The sequence below is a fragment of the Streptomyces sp. NPDC050161 genome, assembly GCF_044460025.1.
Lineage (GTDB): Bacteria > Actinomycetota > Actinomycetes > Streptomycetales > Streptomycetaceae > Streptomyces.
Genome location: NZ_JBITJM010000029.1, coordinates 41,867 through 63,549 on the forward strand (window position 1 = coordinate 41,867; position 21,683 = coordinate 63,549).

The window sequence follows — 21,683 nt, forward strand, 5'->3', positions numbered from 1 at the left end:
CTCGATGTCCGTGCACAGCCAGTCGGCGGCCCAGGCCGCCGCACCATCCGCCGCCGCACCGGAGTTCCCGCGGCATGTCGTCACCGCCGTGCTCGTCTCCCACGACGGCGCCCGCTGGCTGCCCGACGCGCTCGCCGGGCTGCTCGGCCAGGAGCGCCCGGTGCAGAACGTCATCGGTGCCGACACCGGCAGCGCGGACGACTCCGCCCAGCTGCTCGCCGCCTCCATCGGGGACGAGCGGGTGCTGCACCTCGCCCGCCGCTCCGGATTCGGCACCGCCGTCGACGAAGCGGTCCGCACCGCAAGCGTGCTGACCCCCGATGACCTGCCGTATCTGCGGCGGCCGAGCGGCTGGGATCCGGTCAGCCGCACCTGGCGTGACGACGCGTACGACATGCCGGAACTGCCGCACGGCGAACCCGTCCAGTGGCTCTGGCTGCTGCACGACGACTGCGCGCCCGAGCCGACCGCGCTCGCCGAGCTGCTGCGGGTCGCCGACGCCAGCCCGTCGACCGTCATCGTCGGTCCCAAGCTGCGCAGCTGGTACGACCGCAGGCAACTGCTCGAAGCCGGTGTCAGCATCGCGCGCAGCGGCCGGCGTTGGACCGGGCTCGACCGGCGGGAGCAGGACCAGGGCCAGCACGACCAGGTCCGCCCGGTCCTCTCGGTCTCCACCGCGGGCATGCTCATCCGGCGCGACGTCTACGAGGAGTTGGGCGGCTTCGACCGCCGGCTGCCGCTGATGCGCGACGACGTCGACCTGTGCTGGCGCGCCCAGGCCGCCGGGCACCAGGTCCTGGTCGCCCCGGACGCGGTGCTGCGGCACGCCGAGGCCGCGGCCCGCGAACGCCGCACCGTCGACTGCGTCGGCCGCCATGTGGCGAGCCCGCACCGCGTCGACAAGGCAGGCGCCGTCTACACCCTCCTCGCCAACACCCGCGGCGCGCTGCTCCCTTACGTCCTGCTGCGGCTGCTGATCGGCACCGTGCTGCGGGTGCTCGCCTACCTCGTCGGCAAGGTGCCGGGGCAGGCGCTCGACGAACTCGCCGGGCTCTTCGGCACGTTGCTGCGGCCGGGGAAGATCCTCGCGGCGCGCAAACGGAGAGGCAGGCCGGCCGTCGAGGCGAGCGAGCTGCGGCCACTGTTCCCGCCGCCCGGCGCGACCGTACGCGCCACCGTCGAACAGGTCGTGGGCAACATCGGCGGCCGGGCCGCCCCGGACGTCGCATCGGCCGGCCGGCACGGCGCGGTGGAGTCGGGCCCCGGCGGCGACGACGCCGACTTCCTGGAGATCGAGCAGTTCGCCCGGCTCAAGCGGATCGCCCGCGCACCGGCGCCGGTGCTCTTCGCGGTGCTGCTGCTGGTCTCGCTGGTCGCCTGCCGCGGGCTGCTCGGCGGCGGTTCGCTGACCGGCGGCGCGCTGCTGCCCGCGCCCGCGCACCTCTCCGAGCTGTGGGCCTCGTACCTCGACAGCTGGCATCAGGTCGGCGTCGGCTCCACCGCGTCGGCGCCGCCGTACCTGGCCGTGCTCGCGCTGCTCAGCACGCTCTTCTTCGGCAGCACCGGCTTCACCCTCACGCTGCTGCTGGTCGCCTCCGTACCGCTGGCGGGCCTGACCGCCTACTTCGCCTCCCGCCCGCTGGTCGCCTCCCGGCTGCTGCGGGCCTGGGGCTCCGTCGCCTACGCGTTCCTGCCCGCGGCCACCGGAGCGCTGGCCGGCGGCCGGCTCGGCACCGCGGTGCTCGCCGTCCTGCTGCCGCTGATGGCCCGCGCGGCCGTCGCGGCGAGCGGCCTGCGGCTCGCGCCGGGCGCACGCCCCGGCTGGCGGGCCGTCTGGGCGCTGGCGCTGCTGGTCACCTTCACCACCGCCTTCACACCGGTCGTCTGGCCGCTCGCGGTGCTGCTGAACCTCGCGCTGCTGGTGCTGCGGGCCCTGGACGGCAGCCGGAGCCTGCTCCCCGGCTACCTGCTGCGTTTCCTGGCCGTCGCGGTGGCACCGCTGCTGGTGCTCGCGCCGTGGTCGCTGTCGCTGCTCGCGCACCCCGCGCGCTTCTTCCAGGAGGCGGGCCTGGAGTTCGGCGCGGGTTCCGCGTCCACGCTCGACCTGGTCGGCATCAGCCCCGGCGGCCCGAAGGCGGCGGGCGGTCTGCTGCTGATCGGCGTGGTGCTTGCGGCGCTCGCCGCGACGCTGCGCGACGAGCGGCAGAAGGCGATCCGTACCGCCTGGGCCGTCGCGCTCGCCGGGCTGCTGTGCGCCGCGCTGGGCAACGGATCCGGCTGGACCGGGCCCGCGATGCTGCTCTACGGCCTCGCGCTGCTGTGCGCGGCGGCGGTCGGCGCGGAGGGCATCCGCACCCGGATGGCCACGCTCGGCTTCGGCTGGAAGCAGCCGGTCGCCGTGCTCATCGCGCTGGCGTCCGTCGTGGCACCGCTCTACGCGGCGGTCAGCTGGATGATCACCGGTGCCGCGGGGCCGCTGGAGCGGCGCGACGCGGTCCAGGTCCCGGCGTTCGTCGCCGAGGAGTCGGGCACCGCCGACCGGGCCCGCACGCTGGTGCTCGGCGGCAGCGCGGGCCACGTCGACTACTCCCTCGTCCGCGGCTCGGGCGCCCGGCTCGGCGACGCCGACCTGGCCGCCGAGGCGGGCGGTGACAGCAGGCTCGGCGGCATCGTCGCCAACCTCGTGGCCGGCTCGGGCGCCGACCAGACCAACCAGCTGGGCGGCTACGCGGTCCGCTACGTCCTGGTCCGCGACGGCGCCCCGCACGAGATGAGCCGGGTCCTGGACGCGACCCCGGGGCTGACCCGGCTCAGCCAGGACGACGGCAGCGCACTGTGGCGCGTCGACCGCCGGGTCTCCCGGGTGTCGATCGTGGCGGGCGAGGCCAAGGACGGCACGCAGGCCGGTGAGGCGGCGGCGCCGATCCCGGTGCCGGCCGGGCCCGTCGATGCGCACACCCAGGTGCCAGGCGGTGCCGAAGGCCGGGTCCTGCGGATCGCGGACGCCGCGGACGAGGGCTGGCAGGCCACGCTGAACGGCACCCCGCTCAAGCCCGTCACGCTCGACGGCTGGGCCCAGGGCTTCGCGCTCCCGGCCGGCGGCGGGCGGCTCGACCTCACCCACGAGAACCCGCTCGGCCACAACCTCTGGCTGGGCGCCCAGGCGCTGCTCGCCGTCGTCCTGGTGGTCCTGGCGCTGCCGGGCCGTCGCCGGGAGATCGACGACGACCTGCCGGACGAGGCCGCCGCGGCAGCCGCGGCGCAGGCGGCGGCTGCCACCGGCGACGGCCGGCGGGCCCGCAGGCTCCGGGCGCAGGCGGAGGCCGCCGGCACCGCTCCCGAGACCCCGGAGGCCGACATTCCGGCAGCGCGTGACGGCGCGGCTGACCCGGTGGCCCCGGCCGCCCCCGCCCAGGAGGCGCCCGCGCACGACCCGTACGCGGCGGTGCCACCGCAGGCGCCGTACGACGCCTGGCAGGGCGCCCAGCCCCCCGGCGACCAGCAGCCCTACGCGCCGGCCGACCCCTACCAGGCGGGGCAGCAGCCGTACGGACAGCCGTACGCGGCCGACCCGTACCAGCAGCCCGCCCCGTATCCCGCCGATCCCTACCAGGCGGGCGGCTACGACCCGTACGGCTACGGGCAGCAGCCCTACCCCGGTGCCGGGCAGCAGCCCTACGACGGCAGCGGCCAGCAGTACGCCGAAGGCCAGCAGTACGCCGGCGGCCGGCCGCAGGACCAGGCCCAGCAGCCCTACGACGACGGCACGACGTTCCACGGCTCCTACCCCGAGCCGCGCCGTGACGGGAGCGACCAGCAGTGAAGCGCACCATGATGTCCCTCATCGGCGCGGGTGTCGCGCTCGCCGCCGTCACCGGTGTCGCGGCCGTCGCGGCGCCTGGCGGCACGGAAGGAGGGGCCCCGCAGGGCGCCTCCCGGATGCCCGTCCAGCGCTCCGCGCTGCTCTGCCCGGCCCCGACGTCGTCGGAGGTCGGCGACACCACCTACACCGCGTTCGCGCCCAAGGGCACCGCGGGCGCCGACACCGCCAAGGGAACGGCCGAGCTGCTGCCCGCCGGGACCGTCAAGGACAGCGGCGGCACGGGCAAGGACGGCAAGGACGACAAGGGCGGCACGGTCGAGGGGCCGCAGACGGTGGCGCCGCACGACCACAAGCCCGTCGCGCCGCTGAAGGCCGCCGGCACCCCGGTCACCGCGACCACATCGAGCTCCGACGCCCCCGCGCTGGTGGGCACCGCCGACGGCGCTTCGGCGCCCGGCTGGAGCGTCCAGCAGACGACGTCGGTGGCGGCGGGCGCGGGCCGCGGGCTGTTCGGGCTCAGCTGCGTCGCGCCCGACACCACCTTCTGGTTCCCCGGCGTGAACACCGGCAAGGACCGCCAGGACTACGTCCACCTGACCAACCCCGACTCCACCCAGGCCGTCGTCGACCTCGAACTGCGCGGCAAGGACGGCAGGCTGGCCGCGGGCTCGGGCGAGGACATCGCGGTGCCGCCGCACACCACGGTCCCGGTGCTGCTCTCCACCCTGGTGTCGTCACCGGGTTCCGCGGACACCGACGCGGCGCTGCACGTCACCGCCCGTGAGGGCAGGATCGGCGCGTCCGTCCAGGCCACCGACGCGGAGACCGGCGGCGACTGGCTGCCGGCCGCGGCCGACCCGGCGCCCGGCGCGGTGCTGCCCGGCATCCCCGCCGACGCCACCTCCGTCCGGCTGACCGCCGTGGCCCCGGGCGACGACGCCGACCTGAAGGTGCAACTGGCCACCCCGACCGGCCTGATCACCCCGTCCGGACTCCAGACGCTGCACGTCAAGGGCGGCATGACGACGACCGTCGACCTCAAGGACATCACCCAGGGCGAGGCGGGCTCGCTGGTCCTGACACCGGCCGACAGCGGCTCGAAGGCGCCCGTCGCCGCGGCCCTGCGGGTGCTCCGCGGCAAGGGCGGCCACCAGGAGATGGCGTTCATCCCCTCGACCCGGCCGGTCGAGGAGCGCGCCACGGCCGCCGACAACCGTGCCAAGGGCAGCACCCTGTCGCTGGTCGCGCCCGAGAAGGGCAAGGACGCGAAGGTCACGGTCACCGCGTCGGCGGGCAGCGGCGGCGGCAGCGCGGCGAGCAAGACGTACACGGTCAAGGGCGGCACCACCCTGGCCGTCGAACCGCCGCGCCCGCAGGGCCTGAAGGGCTCGTACGCGCTGACCGTGGAGCCGGCGGACGGCAGCGGTCCGGTCTATGCGGCGCGGACGCTGGCGCAGCCGCAGGGCGGCATCCCGGCGTTCACCGTGCAGACGCTGCCGGACGACCGCGGCTCGGTCGTCGTGCCGACCGCGGGCCAGGACCTGTCCCTGCTGACCGACTGACGGCGCACGGACCCGCGCGGCGTCAGTCCTGGCCGTAGCGCGGGTCCACCGACTCCGGTGCCAGGCCGAGGAGTTCGGCGACCTGCTCGACGACGACTTCGTGGACGAGCAGGGCGCGCTCGTCGCGGGACTTGGTGCGGATCTCCACCGGGCGCCGGTAGACCACGATCCGGTCGCGATGCGGTCCTTGGGCCGGCAGCACCTGGCCCAGCGGGACCGTCCCGTCGTCCGCGTCGTCCCCGGCGTCCGGGCCGAAGCCCGGCACCTCCACGATGAGGAAGTCGACGTCGGAGAGCTGCGGCCAGCGCCTTTCCAGGCGGTCGCGCGAGTCGTACACGAGGTCCACGAACGCGTCGGCGCGGCTGACGGACAGCGGCACCTGCGGCGGGGCGATCGGGCCGCGCATGCCACGGCCGTGGCGGTCACGGCGGCGCGGGCGCGGCTCCGTCGGGCGGGGCGGTACGGACATGTCCATCAGCATCGAGCCTAGAGGAGTGCGCCCGAAGTCGTGCCGGTCTCGCGGCGTCCGGCGCAGCTGTACGCGGCGGCTCCCGCCGCGGCCTGCGGGGTGTCCGCCGCTGTCGAGAGATGACCGGTCGGATAACGATTGTGTTCGTTCGGTGGCGCATCCCGGATCGTGGACAACCGGCGGAATGAGGCGAATTGTCCCCTCCGGCGGCGGGATCCACGGGCCTGCAGGGCCTGTTCCGGGCCGCTCGGTGCAGGCCGTCCCTAGCGGGTGCAGTTCAGACGCATCGGACGAAGCGGGACGACACGGTCGGGTGAGCCGGAGGTGAGTCGTCGCGGCCCGGTCAAGAGTGCGGTACCGTCCAACGTCGTGAGCCCTGTACGTCGCTGTTCGCGCACTGCGTGCGGTCGCCCCGCCGTCGCAACGCTGACGTACGTCTATGCGGATTCGACCGCCGTGCTCGGACCGCTCGCCACCTACGCCGAACCGCACTGCTACGACCTGTGCGCCGAGCACTCCGAGCGCCTGACCGCCCCCCGGGGCTGGGAAGTCGTCCGGCTCGCCATCGACCCCGGACCCGCCCGCCCCAGCGGCGACGACCTCGAAGCGCTCGCCAACGCGGTGCGCGAGGCCGCCCGTCCGCAGGAGCGGCCCTCCGGCGGACCCGGCGGCGAGCGTCCCGCGGGGCGCGAGCCACGGCCGACGGAGGTCGCCCGCCGCGGCCACCTCCGCGTGCTGCGCTCACCCGACTCCTGACCGCGGATTCCGTCGACCGCGGGCCCGGCCCGCCGTCCCCGCCTGAGCCGCCGATCCGCTCAGCGACCCATCGGTGACAGAGGGTTGACGCCGCCCGGCGTGGACACGAGCATGCCTCCACTCCCGAAAGATCTGCTTCCGCATCGCGGAACCAGCTAGGGGAGTCGCCCACGCCTGGAGGCCCCGTGTTCATCCAGCAACTGGAGCCGGTGGCGGACTCGCTCGCGCTGTCCGCGCTCGTCGCCGCGCTGCCCCTGGTCACCGTCCTCGTCCTGCTCGGCGCCGTCAGGACCCGCGCCCACATCGCCGGGCCGGCCGGCCTGGCCGTCGCCCTGGCCGTCGCCACGCTCGCCTACGGCATGCCGGCCCGGCAGGCGCTCTCCGGCGCCGCGCAAGGCGCCCTCTTCGGCCTCTTCCCCATCCTGTGGATCGTCGTCAACGCCCTGTGGGTCTACCGGATGACGGTCCGCACCCGGCACTTCGACGTGCTGCGCCGCTCCTTCTCCCGGCTCTCCGCCGACCCCCGCATCCAGGCGCTGGTCATCGCCTTCTGCTTCGGCGCGCTGCTCGAAGCGCTGGCCGGGTTCGGCGCGCCCGTCGCCATCAGCGCGGTGATGCTGGTCGCCCTCGGCTTCGCCCCGGTCAAGGCCGCCGTCGTCTCACTCGTCGCCAACACCGCGCCCGTCGCGTTCGGCGCCATGGGCACCCCCGTCGTCACCCTCGCCCAGGTCACCGGCGTCCCGCTGGACGACGTGGCGTCCGTCGTCGGCCGCCAGACGCCGCTGCTCGCGCTCGTCGTCCCGCTGCTGCTGGTCTTCCTCGTCGACGGGAAGCGCGGGCTGCGCGAGACCTGGCTGCCCGCGGTCGCCTGCGGATCCGCCTTCGCCGCCGTCCAGTTCGCGGCGTCCAACTACGTCTCCGCGCAACTCGCCGACATCGGCGCCGCGCTGTTCGGCGCCGCGGCGCTGGTCGCGGTGCCCGCAGCGCGCCGCCCGGCCACCGCAGCGGTACGCGCCGCGGTCCTCACCGGCGCCCGCAGCCAGGACCTGGACACCCGCGACACCCGCCGCGAGACGGCACGCGCCTACGCCCCCTACGCGCTGATCGTGGCGACCTTCTCGCTCGCCCAGATCCCGCCCGTCAAGGGCCTGTTGGACGCGGCGACCCGGACCTTCGACTGGCCCTTCCTCGACGTCGCCGCCCCCTCGGGCGAGCCCGTCGGCGGCAACCTCTTCGCGCTGCCGCTGCTCGCCACCGGGGGCACCCTCGTCCTGCTCGCCGGCATCCTGACCGCGGCCGTGCTCGGCGTACGGGCCGGCGCCGCCGCCAGGGAATGGGCCGCGACCGTATACGAGTTGCGCCGCGCGCTGCTCACCGTCACCTCGGTCCTGGCGCTCGCCTACGTCATGAACCTCTCCGGACAGGCCGCCACCATCGGCCACTTCGTCGCCGCCGCCGGAGCCGGGCTCGCCTTCCTCTCGCCCGTGCTCGGCTGGTTCGGCGTCGCCGTCTCCGGCTCCGACACCTCGGCCAACGCCCTGTTCGGCGCCCTCCAGGTCAGCGCGGCCCGGCAGTCGGGCCTGCCGCCCGTACTCCTCGCCGCGGCCAACAGCTCCGGCGGAGTGCTCGGCAAGATGATCTCGCCGCAGAACCTGGCCATCGCCTGCGCCGCCGTCGGCCTCGCCGGACGGGAGGGGGACCTGCTGCGCAAGGTACTGCCGTGGAGCCTGGGACTGCTGCTGGTGATGTGCCTCATCGTCACGGGCCAGAGCACCGCGGCCCTCGGCTGGATGCTGCCCTGAGCACCACGGGACGGCGGCCGGGAAGCGCGCACACCCGGGGCGTCCCGGCGGTCTGGCCCGTACCCGACGTCCGCGCGGCCCCGCCCCGCACGGGCCGGGTAGGTTGGGAGATCCGTAGAGACTCCAGGAGGGCTGGCTGTGGCTGATCTGTCGCAGATCGTGAAGGCGTACGACGTGCGCGGTGTGGTCCCCGACCAGTGGGACGAGAGCATCGCCGAGCTGTTCGGCGCGGCCTTCGTCGAGGTCACGGGGGCGGACGCGATCGTGACGGGGCACGACATGCGGCCCTCGTCGCCCGGCCTCGCCGGTGCCTTCGCGCGCGGCGCTGCGGCCCGCGGCGCGGACGTCACCGAGATCGGCCTCGCCTCCACCGACGAGCTGTACTTCGCCAGCGGAGCCCTCGGACTGCCGGGCGCGATGTTCACCGCCTCGCACAACCCGGCCCAGTACAACGGCATCAAGATGTGCCGGGCCGGCGCCGCCCCGGTCGGCCAGGACACCGGCCTCGCGGACATCCGCGCCCTGGTCGAAGGCTGGTCGGAGCAGGGCGCCCCGCCGCCCGCCGACCGCACCGGCACGATCGTGCAGCGCGACGTGCTCGGCGACTACGCGGACCACCTGCGCACCCTCGTCGACCTCTCGGGCATCCGCCCGCTGAAGGTGGTGGTGGACGCGGGCAACGGCATGGGCGGCCACACCGTGCCGACCGTCTTCGGCGGCCTGCCGCTCGAACTCGACCCCCTGTACTTCGAGTTGGACGGCTCCTTCCCCAATCACGAGGCCAACCCGCTCGACCCGAAGAACATCGTGGACCTCCAGGCCCGGGTGCGGGAGACCGGCGCCGACCTCGGCCTGGCCTTCGACGGCGACGCGGACCGCTGCTTCGTCGTCGACCAGAACGGCGACCCGGTCGCGCCGTCCGCGATCACCGCCCTGGTCGCCGCCCGCGAGCTGGCCAAGCACCCCGGCGGCACGGTCATCCACAACCTCATCACCTCGTGGTCCGTCCCCGAGGTTGTCAAGGAGAACGGCGGCCGGGCGATCCGCACCCGGGTCGGCCACTCCTTCATCAAGGAGGAGATGGCGAAGACCGGCGCCATCTTCGGCGGCGAGCACTCCGCGCACTACTACTTCCGCGACTTCTGGAACGCCGACACCGGCATGCTCGCCGCGATGCACGTGCTGGCGGCGCTCGGCGGGCAGCAGGGGACGCTCTCGGAGCTGGTCGCGCAGTACAACAGGTACGCGGCGTCCGGCGAGATCAACAGCACCGTCGACGACCAGGCCGGCCGCCTCGCCGCGATCCGCGCCGCGTACGAGGGCCGCGAGGGCGTCACCCTCGACACCCTCGACGGGCTGACGGTCACCGCCGCCGACTGGTGGTTCAACCTGCGCGCCTCCAACACCGAACCGCTGCTGCGCCTGAACGTCGAGGCCCGCGACACCGCCACCGCCGAGCGGGTACGCGACGAAGCACTGGCGATCATCCGGGGCTGAGCCCCCGAAGGGCGGGGCAGGCCACGGCCGCCCCGCCCCGGCAACCCCCGCCGGACAGGCCCCGCCCCCCGGTACGGCGGTAGGCTGGCGGGGCCGCAACCACCCCGAAGGAGCAGACCCCATGCCGGTCGAAGCCAGCCTGATCGAGATCCTCGCCTGCCCGGCGTGCCACGCCCCGCTGGCGGACAGGTCGGCGGCCGACCCCGCCGAGCTCGTCTGCACCTCCGGAGACTGCGGCCTCGCCTACCCCGTACGGGACGGCATCCCCGTCCTCCTCGTCGACGAGGCCCGCCGCCCCGCCTGACCGGGCGCCCGCCGGGGCCCGCCCCGGCACCGCCCGGCGTCCCCGCCCGTACCGGCGATTCGGAGGCCGCGCCCACCATGCTCGACGAGTCACTTCTCGACACTCCTGAGGCGCTGGCCGGCGCCGACCGCTACGGTCTGCTGCGCGGCGTCGCCGAATCCGGCGCCCGGGTCCGCACCGCGGCCCGCAGCGCCACCGAGGCCGGCATCCCCGACCTGGTACCCGACGGCAGGCCGCGCGCCGTCCTCGTCGCAGGACCAGGGCCGGTCGCCCCCTGCGTCGCCGACCTCTTCGGCGCGCTCGGCCGCGGCAACTGCCCGGTCACCCGCATCCCGTCCACCGGCGTCGCCCCGCTGCCCGGCGCCCTGCGCTGGACGCTGCCCGGCTGGTGCGGGCCGCTCGACCTCGTCCTGATCACCGGACCCGACGGCTCCGACAGCGGCCTCGCCGAACTGGTCGAGCAGGCATACCGCCGCGGCTGCTCCGTCGTCGCCGTCACCCCCGCGGGCTCCCCGCTGGCCGACGCCGTCGTCCAGGCCCGCGGCCTCGCCGTCCCGCTGGCGACCACCGCGTACGACGACCAGTTCGACGTCGAGGGCGCACCGCCCGCCGCCCCCGGCACCCTCTGGTCGCTGCTCGTCCCGATCCTCGCGCTCGCCGACCGGATCGGACTGCTCAGCGCCCCGCCGGAGTCCCTCGCCCACCTCGCGGACCGCCTCGACGAGCTGGCCGAACGCTGCGGCCCCGCCGTCGCCACGTACGAGAACCCGGCCAAGACGCTGGCCGCCGAGGTGGCCGACGCGCTGCCGCTGATCTGGACCGAAGGCGTCATCGCCGGCGCCGTCGGCCGGCACTTCGCCGCCGAGCTGGCGAGCCTGGCAGGCCGCCCCGCGCTCGCCGCCGAACTGCCCGAGGCGCTGACCGCGCACCGCACCCTGCTCTCAGGACCGCTGGCCGCCGACGCCGACCCCGACGATTTCTTCCGCGACCGCGTCGAAGAGCCCGCGGCCCTGCACGCCCGGATCGTCCTGCTCCGCGAAGGGCCGCCGGGACCGCTGTCCGCCACCGGCGCCGCGCACACCCTCGCCGACGAGCGCGACACCGCCGTCAGCGCACTCGAACCGCCCGGCGGCACCGACCTGGAGATCGCCGCCGAACTCCTCGCCATCGCGGATTTCGCCGCCGTTTACCTCGCGCTCGCCGACATCGAGTGATCATGTACGGCCGGGGCACGGGCCGGAACGGGCCGCACCCGGTACCGGCCCCCGGCCGGTGACCCCGCCCGCCCGTACGACGTCAGGAAAGCAGCAGCCGCATGGACCGCCTCGCCAACACCGTGCGCCCCTACGCCTGGGGCTCCGCCACCGCCATCCCTGAGCTGCTCGGCACCGAGCCCACCGGAGAGCCCCAGGCCGAGATGTGGATCGGCGCCCACCCCGGCGCGCCCTCCCGCATCGACCGCGGCGCCGGGCTCGTCCCGCTGTCCGACGTGATCGCGGCCGACCCCGAGGCCGAACTGGGCGCCGCGTCCGTAGCGGCCTTCGGCCCCCGGCTGCCGTTCCTGCTCAAGCTCCTCGCGGCGGGATCCCCGCTCTCCCTCCAGGTCCACCCCGACCTCGCCCAGGCGGCGGAAGGCTTCGCCGACGAGGAACGCCGCGGCGTCCCGCTCGACGCCGGGCACCGCAACTACAAGGACCCCCAGCACAAGCCCGAGCTGATCTGCGCGCTCACCCCGTTCGAAGGGCTCTGCGGCTTCCGCCACCCCGCGCAGGCCGCCGACATCCTGGAGGGCCTGGACGTCGACGACCTCAAGCCGTACGTCGACATCCTGCGCGCCGGGCCCGAGGCGGACGCCCTGCGCGAGGTGCTGACCGCCGTCCTGAGCGCCGAGCCCACCGCGATGGCCGAGACCGTCGAGCGGGCCACCGTGGCCGCGGGCAAGCGGGCCGCGGACGACGGCCCGCACGCCGCCGCGTACGCCGCGTACGCCTCCCTCGCCCACCACTACCCCGGCGACCCCGGCGTCCTCGCCGCCATGCTGCTCCACCACGTCCAACTCCAGCCGGGCGAAGCCCTGTTCCTCGGCGCCGGCATCCCGCACGCCTACCTCGAAGGACTCGGCGTCGAGCTGATGGCCAACTCCGACAACGTGCTGCGCTGCGGTCTGACCCCCAAGCACGTCGACGTCCCCGAACTGCTGCGCATCGTCCGCTTCGACGCGGGCGACCCCGGCGTGCTGCGCCCGGAGGAGGTGGACGGCGAGGAGATCTACGAAACCCCCGTCGACGAGTTCCGGCTCTCCCGCTTCGTCCTCGCGCCCGGCGCCGCCCCCCGCCCGCTGGAATCCGGCGCTCCGCAGGTGCTGCTGTGCACGGCGGGCACGGTCGTGGCGGGCACCGCGGACGGCGGGACGCTGACCCTCGCACCGGGGGAGTCCGCATTCGTCCCGGCAGGCGAGCGGACCACCGTGTCAGGCGACGGCACCCTCTTCCGTGCGAAGGTCATGGCGTAGCAAGGTCATGGCGTAGCGGGGGCGGTGGCGCAGCAGGGTGGCCCGGCGCAGGCCCCTGGCGGCCTCGTGCCACCGTTCACGGGCGGGACTGCAACAATGACCGCCGCACAGAATTAAAGGGCCGGTAAAGCCCGGCCGACGGAAGGGACATGCGGCACCTATGAGTGCATCAGGCGGAACCAAGGCGATCGTCGCGGCGCTGGGCGCCAACCTGGCCATCGCCGTAGCGAAGTTCGTGGCATTCGCCTTCAGCGGCTCGTCGTCGATGCTCGCCGAGGGCGTGCACTCGATCGCCGACTCCGGCAACCAGGGCCTGCTCCTGCTCGGCGGCAAGAAGGCCAAGCGCGCGGCCACCGCGGAGCACCCCTTCGGCTACGGCCGCGAGCGGTACATCTACGGATTCCTCGTCTCCATCGTGCTGTTCACCATCGGCGGCGTCTTCGCGCTCTACGAGGGCTACGAGAAGATCCAGCACCCGCACGAGCTGGAGAACTGGTACTGGCCGGTCGGCGTCCTCGTCTTCGCCATCATCGCCGAGGGCTTCTCCTTCCGTACGGCCATCAAGGAGTCCAACGAGCTGCGCGGGCAGCAGACCTGGGCACAGTTCATCCGCCGGGCCAAGGCGCCCGAGCTGCCCGTCGTCCTCCTGGAGGACTTCGGCGCGCTGATCGGCCTGGTCCTCGCCCTGTGCGGTGTCGGGCTCACCCTCGCCACCGGCGACGGCCTCTGGGACGGCATCGGCACGATGTGCATCGGCGCGCTCCTCGTGCTGATCGCCCTGGTCCTCGCGGCCGAGACGAAGTCGCTGCTGCTGGGCGAGGCCGCGGGCCCCGAGCAGGTCGCCAAGATCCGCGCCGCGGTCGTCGACGGCGACGTCGTCACCCGCGTCATCCACATGCGCACCCTGCACCTCGGCCCCGAGGAACTGCTGGTCGCCGCCAAGATCGCGGTCCGGCACGACGGCACCGCCACGCAGGTCGCGGACGCCATCAACGCCGCCGAGGCCCGCATCCGCGAGGCCGTACCGATCGCCCGGGTCATCTACCTGGAGCCCGACATCTACAACGAGAACGCCGCAGCCGCCGGCGCCGACCCGGCGAAGGCCCCGGGCGGCAATTGACCGGCACCTCGCCCACCGGCCGACGGAGGCGAGCGGCAGCCGCCGAGAAGCACCGGGGGAGGCCCCGCACCCAGCGACATGGGGGCGGGGCCTTTCGGTTTTCCGGCCTTTGACCTTCGGTCTTTGACCTTCGGCCTTCGGCCTTTCGGCAGCCGGGCGGCGGGTGGCGGGTGGCGGGCGGCTTCGCGCGTCGGCGACGCCGGTGCCGTGTCGCCCTCCTCAGCGGATCTCGCCGAGGACGGCGAGTATCGCGGCCTCGTCCGGCGCGTTCCCCAGCCGCGCACGGAAGTCCGCATCCATCAGCTTCCGCGACAGCAGCGCCAGGATGCGCAAGTGCTCGTCCCCGGCCGCCGCTTCCGGCACCGCGATCAGGAACACCAGCTTGGCGAGCGTCCCGTCCGGCGACCCCCAGTCGATCCCGTCGGCCGAACGCGCGAAGCCGACGACCGGAGCCGTCACCGCGTCCGTCTTCGCATGCGGGACCGCTATCTCCTCGCCGAGCCCCGTCGTGCCCTGCGCCTCACGGGCCAGCGCCACCCGGACCAGCTCGTCCACGTCCGCCACCGTCCCGCCGGCCGCCGCCAGTTCGGCCATCTCGCGGATGGCCGCCTCCTTGCCGTCCGCGCCGAGCCGGGTCCGCACGGTCCGACGGGTGAGGTAACCGGACAGCACGTCACCGGGCCCGTCCCCGTCCCCGTCCCCGTCCCCGTCCTCGCCTCCGCCCGACCGGCCCGGCCCGGCATCCGGCCCACCGGGCCCGCTCGGCCGGTCCGGCACCGCATCGGCCGCGCCCGCCCCGGCCGCCACCCCGGATCCCGCGACCGTTCCACCCATGTCCGTTCCACCCACGTCCGTTCCACCCCTCGCCGGTGCAGCCGCCACCCCGGCCATCGCCGGTACCGCCGAACCCGCCACCGGCACGGCCGAACCCGCGGCCGAACTCACCGCCGTACGCCCCTTCCTGCGCTCCGCGAGGTCGGCGATCGTGACCGTGGCCAGCGCCGTGACGACGGAACCGGCGGCGACGGCCATGAAGAACGCCGGCACCCCGCCGACCGCTCCGAGCACCGCCACGATCGGGCCGCCGTGCGGCACCGCATCCGTCACCCCGGCCATCCCGGCGACCGCACCTGCCACCGCGCCACCCAGCATGTTCGCCGGTATGACCTGCCCCGGCCGGGCGGCGGCGAACGGAATGGCGCCCTCGGATATCCCGAAGAGCCCCATGAACAGCGCCGCCATCCCCGTCTCGCGCTCCTGCTGCGCGTACCGGCGCCGACGGATCAGGGTGGCAAGCCCCTGACCGAGCGGCATGACCGGGATCGCGGCGGCACACATGCCCATCACGTTCTGGTTGCCGGACGCGATCAGCCCGGCGCCGAACAGGAACGCCGTCTTGTTGACCGGTCCGCCCATGTCGAACGCGATCATCAGGCCGAGGAGCGCCCCGAGCAGGACGGCGCTGGATCCGGTCATCCCGCCGAGCCAACTCGTCAGATGCTCGAAGATCCACGAGATCGGCCTGCCGATGACGTAGACGAAGAACAGCCCGAGCGCCGTCGTCGCCACGATCGGGATCACGATGATCGGCATGATCGGCTGGACGAACTTCGGAACCTTGGCCTTCTTGATCCAGACGACCAGATATCCGGCCAGGAACCCCGTCACGATCGCGCCGATGAAGCCCGCGCCCGCCTTGGAGTCGTACAGCGCACCGGTGTTGGCCACCCAGCCGCCGATCATGCCGGGCACCAGCGCCGGCCGGTCGCCGATCGCGTACGCGATATAGCCGGACAGGACCGGGACCATCAGCGTGAAGCCGATCGTCCCGATGTCGTTGACGTGCTTCCAGAACGACCCGTCCGGGATCACCAGCCCGCCCGACGGGTTGGCGTGGCCGCCGAGCGCCAGCGAGACGGCGATCAGCAGACCGCCGACCACGACGAACGGAATCATGTAACTGACCCCGTTCATCAGCGCCTTGTACGCGACGCTGCGCTCCTTGCCGCCGCTCGTGCCGCCAGGGCCCGCACTGCCGGGCGCCGTCCCGCCGGCCTCCTCGCCCCGGTACACCGGCGCGTGCCGCACCCGCTCGATCAGCTCCTCGGGATGACGGATGCCATCGGCCACCCCCACCGCCAGCACCCGCTTGCCGATGAAGCGGCTGCGGTCGACGTCCTTGTCGGCCGCGATGATGACGCCGTCAGCCTGTCTGACATCGTTGTCAGACAGTACGTTCTCGGCCCCGATCGAGCCTTGGGTCTCCACCTTGATCTCGTGGCCGAGCGCCGTGGCGGCCTGAGTGAGTTTCTCGGCGGCCATGTACGTGTGGGCGATTCCGGTCGGGCAGGCGGTCACGGCGAGCAGCTTCAGCACTCGCCCGTCGCTCCCCGCTTCCTCGGAGGAAGCTGCTGGACTGGTGGTCACGTGGTTCTCCTCACGAACGAACGCGCGAGGTCGCGCAGATGCGCTCGCGCTCCCGGCATCCTGCAACACGTGCGGCCCCGGGCAAAGAGCCGGACACCACGGGCACCGGCGCCACCGGAGCCAGGGGGCGAGCGCCCGTCCCGCACGCACCCGAGCGCACAGAACCAGCCGACGCGGGCTGGGGTCGCCGGGCCTATCGGTGTAGATTCGTGCGCAGTGCCAGACGTCGCTGCTGATGGCGGTCGGGCGGCCCGCACCGCGGACCGGCCGAGGGAGAGAGGGCCTCCGACGGACTGCGCTGCGGCCAGGGGGAGAGGTGTGTCCGCTTCCGCGTACGCTCCTGCCTGCCCGCGCCGCAGACTGCCCAGCCCGATATCCACCTCGACCCTCGAGGAGCAGCCCGTATGACGACAGCAGCCACCGGCCAGGACTTCAAGGTCGCCGACCTGTCCCTCGCCGCCTTCGGTCGCAAGGAGATCACCCTCGCCGAGCACGAGATGCCCGGCCTGATGGCGATCCGCAAGGAGTACGCCGCCGCCCAGCCGCTGGCCGGCGCGCGTGTCACCGGCTCCCTGCACATGACCGTGCAGACCGCCGTGCTCATCGAGACCCTGGTCGCCCTGGGCGCCGAGGTCCGCTGGGCCTCCTGCAACATCTTCTCCACCCAGGACCACGCAGCCGCGGCCATCGCCGTCGGCCCGAACGGCACCCCCGACAGCCCGCAGGGCATCCCGGTCTTCGCCTGGAAGGGCGAGAGCCTGGAGGAGTACTGGTGGTGCACGGAGCAGGCGCTGACCTGGCCCAACTCGCCCACCGGCGGCCCGAACATGATCCTGGACGACGGTGGCGACGCCACCCTCCTCGTCCACAAGGGCGTCGAGTACGAGAAGGCCGGCAAGGTCCCCGCGATCGAGACCGCGGAGAGCGATGAGCACCGCGCCATCCTCGAACTGCTCACCCGTACGGTGGCCGAGGCCCCGCAGAAGTGGACCCGCCTCGCCTCCGAGATCCGCGGCGTGACCGAGGAGACCACCACCGGCGTTCACCGCCTGTACGAGATGCACCGCGACGGCGTGCTCCTCTTCCCGGCGATCAACGTCAACGACGCCGTCACCAAGTCGAAGTTCGACAACAAGTACGGCTGCCGCCACTCCCTGATCGACGGCATCAACCGCGCCACCGACGTGCTCATCGGTGGCAAGACCGCCGTGGTGTGCGGTTACGGCGACGTCGGCAAGGGCTGCGCGGAATCGCTCCGCGGCCAGGGCGCCCGCGTGATCATCACCGAGATCGACCCGATCTGCGCCCTCCAGGCGGCGATGGACGGTTACCAGGTCGCCACGCTCGAAGACGTCGTCGAGACCGCCGACATCTTCGTCACCACGACCGGCAACAAGGACATCATCATGGCCTCCGACATGGCCCGGATGAAGCACCAGGCGATCGTCGGCAACATCGGCCACTTCGACAACGAGATCGACATGGCCGGCCTGGCGAAGCTCGACGGCATCGTCAGGGACGAGGTCAAGCCGCAGGTCCACACCTGGACCCACCCGGACGGCAAGGTCCTGATCGTGCTGTCCGAGGGCCGTCTGCTGAACCTCGGCAACGCCACCGGTCACCCGTCGTTCGTGATGTCGAACTCCTTCGCGGACCAGACCCTGGCCCAGATCGAGCTCTTCACCAAGCAGGAGGAGTACCCGACCGACGTCTACGTGCTGCCCAAGCACCTGGACGAGAAGGTCGCCCGCCTCCACCTCGACGCGCTCGGCGTCCGGCTCACCGAGCTGCGTCCCGAGCAGGCCGCCTACATCGGCGTCCAGGTCGAGGGCCCGTACAAGCCGGACCACTACCGCTACTGAGCCGCGACTGAGTCGTCTCAGCAGCCGGTGAATCCAGGCCCTCGCCGCCCGCGGCGAGGGCCTGGCCCGTACCGGGCCGCCATCCTCCGCACCGCCCCCGGCCCGCACACCCTGCGCCACCGCCCGGAACCCACCGGCCGCACCCGCCGACGCAGCCCCGCACCACCGCCGCACCGCCACCGGACGGCGCCGAGCCCCGCGCACCCCTCCGCCCCCGGGCCACCGGGGACGCGCGCACCAGAACCCCCGTACGGCACCGCCAGAAGGACCCCCATGCCCCGCGGCCATTACTCCCTGCACGATCCGCACGACCACACCCCCCTCGGTGAAGAGCACTTCCACTGCGCCCCCGGCCCCTCCGGCTGGCGCTACGTCTCCCAGATCACTTCCCCCTCCGGAGACCACGCGGGCTCCGTCGACCTCACCCTCGACGCGCTCGGCCGCCCGATCCGCCTCGAACTCCACGCCTCCGCCTGGCAGGTACGCGGTGCCGCACTCGACGGCGTCACCTGGGTGCGTACCGACCCCACCGGCGAACACGCCACCGAAGGCAACGTCCCCGCGCACGCCTTCACCGGCGCGTCCCCCGCCTTCCTCATCGCCACGGCCCGTCTGCTGCGTCCGGCCCCCGGCGCCGGAGCCGTCCGCACCCGGCTCGTCGCCTTCACACCCCCCGTCCTCGCCCCCCGCACCCTCGACCAGTCCTGGGCTCTGGTGTCCAGCACAGCACACGCCACTGACAACGCCCCGCTGATCGACGACGAATACCAGGTCAACGACCTGGAGACCGGTGAACAGCACACCGTCCACATCGCCGGCGACGTCGTCCTCTCGGCCCCCGGCATCGAACTCGAATCCCTCGAATCCCCGCCGTCGACCTTCGACTGAACCCGGCGAAACAGAACACCGCGCACCGCCGCACGCCCCCGCACCGGCCGTCCCAGCCCCAACTCCCCGCCCCCACCGCGGCGTTCACCGCCGAAACAGCCACGACAAGACGGCGCCGGGCCCGCCCCGCCACCCCTCGCCCGACCGCGTCTCACACCGGCGGCACGAACCCCGTACGCGACGCCCCTTCGCCGCTGCCACCGCCACCAGGGCTCCGGCCCTCCGCCCGCCCCGGTATCGCCCCATCCGCCCCGGCACCCGAGGCCACCGGACCCTCGCCTACCCCACCGGGAACAGCGGCACCGTTCAGCACAGCGCCCGGCGCCCCCAACGGAGCCCCGAACGCCCGCTGCGCCTCCCGCGACTGCCGCTCACCGACCACCGCGGCCAAGTACGCCACCGGATACACCCCCTGCGGCACCGACACCCCGGTGAACCCCCGCAGATCCTCCGCCAGCCGCCCCGCCATCGCCCCGCCGACCTGCGGATCCAGCTGCCCCATCCGCGACAGGAACTGCCGTACGGTCAGCCACCACCCGTCCGGCACCCGGGAAAGATCGAGCGCCCCCAGCTCCCCGGCCAGCCACGGGGGAGGCGGCGGAAACGCCACAGCCCGACGCGCCGCGGGCAGCCGCTCCCGCACGACCAGCGTCCCCGCGAAGACGTCCCCCAGCCGGCGCCCGCGCGCCGACACCAGGGAGGCGATGCACGCCACGACCCCCATGGTCAGCACGATCTCGATGGCACCCATGGCCCCGCGCACCAGCGCGTGCCGGAACCGGATGGGCCCGCCGTCCTCCCGCAGCACCCGCAGCCCGCACATCAGCTTCCCCAGCGAGCGGCCGTGGCTCAGCGTCTCGATGACGATCGGTATCCCGATCTGCACCAGCACGAACGTCGCCACCGCGACCGCCGCGACCGCCGCCCCGTCCATCGAGGAGGTCCCGCTCATCAACAGCAGCGACACCACGATGTACGTCCCCCAGGACACCGCGAGGTCGACGACCACAGCCAGCGCCCGGCTCGGCAGCCTGGCCGGCCGCAGCCCCAGCACCACCGCCTCACCCGTCACCAATTCGCTCACGCGCGCCCCACTCCCTCTACTCCCTCTCGCGTCCCGCTCGGTCCCCGCACCCCCGCCCACCCCACGCCGGGCGCCGCCAGTCTGCCAAGCTGACCGCGCACCCCATCTCACGGCGCTGCGAGGAGCGACACCGTATGGACCTCGATGTCTTCGTCTCGGCCCACGGCGCCGAATGGGACCGCCTGGAAGCGCTCCTGCGCCGCAAACGCCGCCTCACCGGCACCGAGGCCGACGAACTCGTCACCCTCTACCAGCGCGCCACCACCCACCTCTCGCTGCTCCGCTCCAGCGCCCCCGACCCCGCGCTCATCGGCCGCCTCACCTCATTGGTGGCCCGCGCCCGCAGCGCCGTCACAGGCGCCCGCAAGGCATCGTGGCGCGACGCGGCCCGCTTCTTCACCACCGCGTTCCCGGCGGCCGTCTACCGCCTGCGCCACTGGTGGATCCCCACAGCGATCCTCTCCACCGCACTCGCCGCCCTCCTGGGCTGGTGGATAGCCACCCACCCGGAGGTGCAGGCCACCATCGGCGCCCCCGACGACCTCCGCGCCATGACCCGCCCCGGCGGCGAGTACGAGACGTACTACTCCAGCCACCCGGCCGCATCCTTCGCCGCCCAGGTATGGACGAACAACGCCCAAGCCGTGGCCCTCTGCCTGGTACTCGGCGGCTTCGCCGGCATCCCGGTCCTGTGGATCCTCTTCCAGAACATGCTCAACCTGGGCGCCGGTATCGGCCTGATGTCATCGGCGGGCCGCCTCGACACCTTCCTCGGACTGATCCTGCCGCACGGCCTCCTCGAACTGACCGCCGTCTTCATCGCGGCAGGCATCGGCCTCCGCCTGGGCTGGACGCTCGTCGACCCGGGCCCGCGCACCCGCCGCACCGCCCTGGCCGAGGAGGGCCGCTCCGCCTTGGGAGTCGCCGTCGGACTCGCCGCGGTGCTCTTCGTCTCGGGCGCCCTGGAAGGCTTCGTCACCCCCTCCGGCCTCCCCACCTGGGCCCGCATCGGCACAGGCGTCGCCGCCGAGCTCGCCTTCCTCCTCTACGTCTACGTCCTGGGCGGGCGCGCAGTACGCGCGGGGGAGACCGGCGACGTCGAGACCACCGACCGCGAAACCCAGGTGCCGACCGCGGCCTGATGTGCATCGGCCCCCGCTGACCTGCTAATCTCCTCTTCGCCCCAAGTAACCCGTTGACACGGGTCATGAGGGGAGGTAGATTTGAACGGTTGCGACGAACTGGACAGGTCCGATCGCGACGGTTAGTCTCACATCTGCTTCAGCCGGAAACTCAATTCGGCGAAGCCATCCGATCACTTAGCAGGAGAATCCGACCGATTCACTCGGTCAAATTACTTCTGATAAAGTTCGGATCAGCCGAAAGGCAAAACCCCTTCCGACGGGGAATCGGAGACGAATTCGGACCGGCAACGGAGAGAATCGGATCTGATAGAGTCGGAAAGGCCGGAAAGCGAAAGCTGGAAGGCCAACCCCGCTCCAACAGGGGGCCGGAGACGGAAACGGATCTGGTAAGGTTGGAAACGCGAAAAGGCCGAAAGGCCGGATCGCACCGGC

The 21,683-nt window shown here is 73.4% G+C and carries 15 protein-coding genes; 12 read left to right on the forward strand and 3 right to left on the reverse strand.

Going from position 1 to position 21,683, the window contains the following annotated elements; all coding sequences use genetic code 11:
* Positions 1–4 precede the first annotated feature (4 nt).
* Complete coding sequence (locus tag ACIBK8_RS32400; protein ID WP_399045882.1) at positions 5–3,823, forward strand: glycosyltransferase; 3,819 nt, start codon at positions 5–7, stop codon at positions 3,821–3,823.
* Positions 3,820–5,385 (forward strand): DUF5719 family protein, encoded by a 1,566-nt coding sequence (locus ACIBK8_RS32405; protein ID WP_399045884.1) that lies wholly within the window; start codon positions 3,820–3,822, stop codon positions 5,383–5,385. The genes ACIBK8_RS32400 and ACIBK8_RS32405 overlap by 4 nt, the downstream gene beginning before the upstream one ends.
* Before the next feature lie 22 nt (positions 5,386–5,407).
* Here ACIBK8_RS32405 and ACIBK8_RS32410 read toward each other — a convergent pair whose 3' ends face one another.
* The gene (locus ACIBK8_RS32410; protein ID WP_399045886.1) at positions 5,408–5,860 is read right to left on the reverse strand and encodes a metallopeptidase family protein; all 453 of its coding nucleotides are present in this window, start codon (positions 5,858–5,860) and stop codon (positions 5,408–5,410) included.
* Between the two features lie 318 nt (positions 5,861–6,178).
* Between ACIBK8_RS32410 and ACIBK8_RS32415 the strand changes: the two genes are divergently transcribed.
* The 7 genes from ACIBK8_RS32415 (at position 6,179) to ACIBK8_RS32445 (ending at position 13,845) form a co-directional block, all read left to right on the forward strand.
* The gene (locus tag ACIBK8_RS32415) at positions 6,179–6,610 is read left to right on the forward strand and encodes a DUF3499 domain-containing protein (protein ID WP_393689230.1); all 432 of its coding nucleotides are present in this window, start codon (positions 6,179–6,181) and stop codon (positions 6,608–6,610) included.
* A gap of 185 nt (positions 6,611–6,795) precedes the next feature.
* Positions 6,796–8,412, forward strand: coding sequence for an L-lactate permease (locus ACIBK8_RS32420; protein WP_399045888.1), 1,617 nt, complete (start codon positions 6,796–6,798; stop codon positions 8,410–8,412).
* Between the two features lie 138 nt (positions 8,413–8,550).
* Entirely contained in the window at positions 8,551–9,909 is a 1,359-nt protein-coding gene (locus ACIBK8_RS32425) for a phosphomannomutase/phosphoglucomutase (protein WP_399045890.1), read from the forward strand.
* A gap of 121 nt (positions 9,910–10,030) precedes the next feature.
* Positions 10,031–10,213 carry a Trm112 family protein gene (locus ACIBK8_RS32430; protein ID WP_227049697.1) on the forward strand — a complete coding sequence of 61 codons (183 nt, stop codon included), beginning with the start codon at positions 10,031–10,033 and terminating at the stop codon, positions 10,211–10,213.
* A gap of 77 nt (positions 10,214–10,290) precedes the next feature.
* Entirely contained in the window at positions 10,291–11,427 is a 1,137-nt protein-coding gene (locus tag ACIBK8_RS32435; protein WP_399045892.1) for an SIS domain-containing protein, read from the forward strand.
* 101 nt (positions 11,428–11,528) lie between these two features.
* The gene (manA, locus tag ACIBK8_RS32440; RefSeq protein ID WP_399045895.1) at positions 11,529–12,725 is read left to right on the forward strand and encodes a mannose-6-phosphate isomerase, class I; all 1,197 of its coding nucleotides are present in this window, start codon (positions 11,529–11,531) and stop codon (positions 12,723–12,725) included.
* A 160-nt stretch (positions 12,726–12,885) separates the two neighbouring features.
* Positions 12,886–13,845 (forward strand): cation diffusion facilitator family transporter, encoded by a 960-nt coding sequence (locus tag ACIBK8_RS32445; protein ID WP_399045897.1) that lies wholly within the window; start codon positions 12,886–12,888, stop codon positions 13,843–13,845.
* A gap of 219 nt (positions 13,846–14,064) precedes the next feature.
* Here the strand turns inward: ACIBK8_RS32445 and ACIBK8_RS32450 are convergent, their stop codons facing one another.
* Positions 14,065–16,167, reverse strand: a complete 2,103-nt coding sequence (locus ACIBK8_RS32450) for a fructose-specific PTS transporter subunit EIIC (protein WP_399045907.1) — start codon at positions 16,165–16,167, stop codon at positions 14,065–14,067.
* A gap of 509 nt (positions 16,168–16,676) precedes the next feature.
* Here ACIBK8_RS32450 and ahcY point away from each other — a divergent pair.
* Both ahcY and ACIBK8_RS32460 read left to right on the forward strand, forming a co-directional pair.
* Positions 16,677–18,134, forward strand: a complete 1,458-nt coding sequence (ahcY, locus tag ACIBK8_RS32455) for an adenosylhomocysteinase (protein ID WP_399045899.1) — start codon at positions 16,677–16,679, stop codon at positions 18,132–18,134.
* A 273-nt stretch (positions 18,135–18,407) separates the two neighbouring features.
* Positions 18,408–19,022 carry a hypothetical protein gene (locus ACIBK8_RS32460; RefSeq protein WP_399045901.1) on the forward strand — a complete coding sequence of 205 codons (615 nt, stop codon included), beginning with the start codon at positions 18,408–18,410 and terminating at the stop codon, positions 19,020–19,022.
* A gap of 151 nt (positions 19,023–19,173) precedes the next feature.
* Here the strand turns inward: ACIBK8_RS32460 and ACIBK8_RS32465 are convergent, their stop codons facing one another.
* Positions 19,174–20,106, reverse strand: a complete 933-nt coding sequence (locus ACIBK8_RS32465) for an RDD family protein (RefSeq protein WP_399045902.1) — start codon at positions 20,104–20,106, stop codon at positions 19,174–19,176.
* A gap of 134 nt (positions 20,107–20,240) precedes the next feature.
* Between ACIBK8_RS32465 and ACIBK8_RS32470 the strand changes: the two genes are divergently transcribed.
* Positions 20,241–21,248, forward strand: coding sequence for a stage II sporulation protein M (locus ACIBK8_RS32470; RefSeq protein WP_399045904.1), 1,008 nt, complete (start codon positions 20,241–20,243; stop codon positions 21,246–21,248).
* Positions 21,249–21,683: the final 435 nt, after the last annotated feature.